The organism is Cellulomonas septica (assembly GCF_012396155.1).
GTDB classification, from domain to species: domain Bacteria; phylum Actinomycetota; class Actinomycetes; order Actinomycetales; family Cellulomonadaceae; genus Cellulomonas; species Cellulomonas septica.
Window position 1 is genome coordinate 1 of sequence record NZ_JAAXOY010000334.1, and the last position, 3,894, is coordinate 3,894.

Here is a 3,894-nt window from a genome sequence, read left to right on the forward strand (position 1 = left end):
CGCCCCCGCCGGGACGTCCCGGTGCGACGCGCCCACCGCGGCGAGCGGCAGCGCCGAGGGCACCAGGGCGGCCGCGGCGTCGGCGGCGGTCTGGCCCGTGAGGGCGTCGGTGGTCTGGGTCATGCGGGGATCTCCTCGACGGTGACGACCTGGCAGGCCAGTCGGGGCCCGTGGGTGCCGGCGGCGCCACGGGCGAGCACGATCCCGTCGACGACCACGTCCAGCGGGTCGGTCGACGGGTGGGACAGGGGCAGCACGTCGCCGACGGCGAGGTCGAGGACGTCGCGCGGGTGCACGGTGACGGGCCGGAAGCGGACGGCGACGTCCACGGGGACGCCGTGCACGGCCCGCTCGAGGTCGCCCTGCGCGGTCACGACCGCACGCTGCTCCTCGTCGGAGCGGGCGTCGCTGCCCTCGGACGAGCGCAGCGCGCCCAGCAGCAGGTCGGACGGCAGCATGAGCGTCATGCGGTCCTCGCGGTCGCCGACGCGCAGCAGGAACGCGGCGACCAGGACGGTCTCCTGCGCGGCGACGACCTGCACGAACTGCGGGTTGTACTGCACGGAGCGCAGCGTCGCGGACATCGACGTGAGGCCCGCGAACGCGTAGTCGAGGTCTCCGATCGCGTGCTGCAGGACGTCCTTGACCAGGGTCCACTCGATCTCGGTGAGCTCGCGGCCCTCGCGCTCGTCGCCGCGGCCGTCGCCGCCGAACAGGTAGTCGATCCAGACGAGCGCGGCGCCGACGGGCATCTGCAGGACGGCGGGCTGGCGGCTCGGCTCGAGCGTGCACAGGACCATCGCGGTGGGCGACGGCAGGCCGCCCGCGTACTCGTCGTAGGTCCGCAGCTCCAGGTCCTCGAACGTCACCTGGCTGACGACGCGCAGGCGTGCGGTGAGCTGGGTCGCGAACTGCCGGGCGAGCCGCTGGAACGCCATCTCGAGGTGGCGCGCGTGCTCCCGGGCGAGGGTGAGCGGTCGACGGAAGTCGTACGGCTCGGGCTCGGCGGTGCGCACCCGACGGGCGGGCTGCGGCGCAAGGGGTGTCACGACCGCCCTATCGGCGGGCGCGCAGGGGTGCTGAGCGAAACCCCTGACTTCATCCCCTCCGTCGCCTCGTGCGACGGACTGCGGGGCGGTGCGGGCACCCTCCGTGGTGCCCTGGGTCGCCGGCTGCGGCCGGCCTACTGCGTGACGTAGTTCGTCAGGTAGACGTCCATCACCTCGCCCTCGTACGCCTCGACGAGCGCGTGCGCGAGCTGCTCCTTGAGCGCCGCGCGGCTGGTCGGGTCGGAGATCTCGGCGACCGACCGGCCCGAGAACAGCTCGATGGCCAGGTCGAGCGCGCGCGCCGGGTCGGGCGTCTCGTGCGCGTCCTTCGTCAGCTGCAGCGCGAGGCCCAGCCGCAGGTAGTGCCCGTCGGCCAGGTTGAGGCTGATCGGGTCGACCTGCACGACCTCGCCCGCCTCGGGCGCGGGCTCCTCGGGCGGCGCGCCGTCACCCTGGAAGAACAGGAACCAGGCGGCTGCGGCGGCCGCGAGGACCACCACGACGGCCCCGATGATCAGGAGCTTCTTCGACGGCGCACGCCGCTTCTTCGGCTCGGGCTCGGGGGCCGGCGCGGGGGCCGCGGACGCGTTCCCGCCGATCTTGGCGCCGATCTTCGGGCCTGAGATGACCCGCTGCTCGATGGGCACGTCAGCCTCCCTGGGTCAACGACGGCAGCAGCGCGCGGACCTGCTCGGGCGCGTTGCTGAGGACGACGAGGTCGACGCGGCGGTTCGCCGCGAGCGCCTCCGGGCTGTCGCCCGCGACGAGCGGGCGCGTGTCGCCGAACCCGACGGCCATGATCCGGCTGCCCGGCATGCCGTCGACCTCGACGAGGTGCCGCAGCACCTGGGTGGCCCGGTCGGACGACAGCTCCCAGTTGGTCGCGTACCGCCCGGAGACCGGGATGACGTTGGCGTGGCCCTCGACGGAGATGTTCTCGCCGATGCCGACGAGCAGCGGCGCCGCGACGTCGAGCACGCGGTTCGCGGTGTCGGTGAGCTCCGCACGCGCCGGCGCGAAGAAGACGTCGTCGGCGACGAGGCCCAGCACGAGGCCGCGCTCGTCGATCCGCATCCGCACCGCGCTGTCCAGGCCGTTCGCGGCGAGCGCCTGCATGATGCGCGCCTCGAGGTCCTGCAGGTGCGCGGCCTCCGCCTGCGCGGCCGCGAGGACCGCCGGGTCGACGGACTCCTGCGGCGTCTGCGTCGTGGGGGTCATCGGGTCGGCGGCCTGCAGGCCGAGCCCGCTGTCCGCGCTCACCATGCCCGCGGAGCCGTCGGCGGGCGTCGTGTCCTTGTGCACGGTCGCGCCGTCGAGGTTCCCCGACGTGCCCTCGAGCACCGACGGCGACGTCGTCGTGTCCATGAAGCCCGCCGCGAGCGAGTCGCGCAGCGCGATGTACTTCTCCTGGTCGACCTGGCTGATCGCGAACAGCACGATGAACAGCGCCATGAGGACCGTGATCATGTCGGAGTAGCTCACGAGCCAGCGCTCGTGGTTGACGTGCTCCTCCTCGACGTGCCGCCGCGGCCGCCGCCCGCTCATGCGGCCCTCGACTTCGCCTTGGCGTCCTTGCCCTCGGGCACGTCGGGCAGGAGGCTGCGCAGGCGCTCGCCGACGAGGCGCGGGTTCGCGCCGGCCTGGACCGACAGCAGCCCCTCGAGCGTCATCTCCATCTGCGTGCACTCGAGGTCGGAGATGCGGCGGATGCGCGTCCCCAGCGGGAGCCACACGACGTTGGCCGAGAGGATGCCCCACAGGGTCGCGACGAACGCGGCGGCGATCGAGTGCCCGAGCGACGCGGGGTCGGCCAGGTTCTCGAGCACGTGCACGAGCGAGACGACCGTGCCGATGATGCCGATGGTGGGCGCGTAGCCGCCCATGTCCTGGAAGTACTTGGCGTGCGCACGCTCACGCGTGCGCTTCGTGGCGATCTTGTCCTCGAGGATCATGCGCAGGTCCTCGGGGTCGGTGCCGTCGATCGCGGCCTGGAGCCCGGCGCGCAGGAACTGGTCGTCGATCGTGCGCGCGGCGTCCTCGAGCGCGAGGAGGCCCTCGCGCCGGGCCCGGTCCGCGAGGCTGACGAGCGTGTCGACGGTCTCCGACGGGTCGGGGATGCCGCTGCGCAGCGCGCGCGGGACGGCCGCGAACGACTCCTTCGCGTCGCGCAGGGTGTGCCCCGCGAGGCCGACGCCGATCGTGCCGACCCACACCAGCAGCAGCGGCGCGGGCAGCATGACCGACATGGGGTCCGCGCCCTCGAGGATCATCGCCCCGAAGATCGCGACGAGGGCGACGACGATCCCGATGATGCCGGCCGGGTCCATCACACGCTCCTCGGTCGCAGCGGCACCGCCGGCGCGATGGGCGCCTGCGCGGTCCGGTCGTCGTCCTCGAGGTCCGGGACGAGCCCGATGTGCGGCGAGGACTGGATCTCGCGCGCCCGGGCGAGGATCGAGGCGCGGTGCTCGTTGATGCGGTCGATGACCTCGGGCAGCGACTCGGTGACGATGTACTTCGTCCCGTCGATGAGCGTGAGGATGGTGTCCGGCGCAGAGTCGATGCGCTGGACGAGGTCGGGGTTCACCCCGATCTGTCCTCCGTTGAGGCGCGTCACGACGATCACTGCGGCACCCGTCCCTGGTCACCTGGTCCTGCAGGCGGCGCTCGCCGCCCCGGGCCCGTCCGTGGGCCCTGTGCTCATCTGATCGGTCGGCGTCCGCGAGGTGTGAGGGTTTGCCCGCGATCGGTCGTGATCGCCCTGGTCAGCACCGGTCGCGGGCCGGTCGCGGGCCGGTCGTGCGCCGGTCGCGCGTCGGCGGCGCGGCCCGTCAGGACCGGGGGC

At 73.3% G+C, this 3,894-nt stretch carries 5 protein-coding genes; all 5 read right to left on the reverse strand.

From position 1 onward, the window contains the following. Positions 1–119 precede the first annotated feature (119 nt). The 5 genes from HGA02_RS21720 to HGA02_RS12705 all read right to left on the reverse strand — a co-directional run bounded on the left by HGA02_RS21720 (position 120) and on the right by HGA02_RS12705 (position 3,675). Positions 120–1,049 (reverse strand): FliM/FliN family flagellar motor switch protein, encoded by a 930-nt coding sequence (locus HGA02_RS21720; protein WP_168679316.1) that lies wholly within the window; start codon positions 1,047–1,049, stop codon positions 120–122. A 134-nt stretch (positions 1,050–1,183) separates the two neighbouring features. Further along, positions 1,184–1,696: a flagellar basal body-associated FliL family protein gene (locus HGA02_RS21725; protein ID WP_168679317.1), complete on the reverse strand. Its 513-nt coding sequence runs from the start codon at positions 1,694–1,696 to the stop codon at positions 1,184–1,186. Between the two features lies 1 nt (position 1,697). Further along, entirely contained in the window at positions 1,698–2,594 is an 897-nt protein-coding gene (locus tag HGA02_RS12695; RefSeq protein ID WP_168679318.1) for an OmpA/MotB family protein, read from the reverse strand. Continuing rightward, positions 2,591–3,376 carry a motility protein A gene (locus HGA02_RS12700; RefSeq protein WP_124343575.1) on the reverse strand — a complete coding sequence of 262 codons (786 nt, stop codon included), beginning with the start codon at positions 3,374–3,376 and terminating at the stop codon, positions 2,591–2,593. The genes HGA02_RS12695 and HGA02_RS12700 overlap by 4 nt, the downstream gene beginning before the upstream one ends. After that, complete coding sequence (locus HGA02_RS12705) at positions 3,376–3,675, reverse strand: flagellar FlbD family protein (protein ID WP_168679319.1); 300 nt, start codon at positions 3,673–3,675, stop codon at positions 3,376–3,378. Before HGA02_RS12705 ends, HGA02_RS12700 begins: the two co-directional genes overlap by 1 nt. Positions 3,676–3,894: the final 219 nt, after the last annotated feature.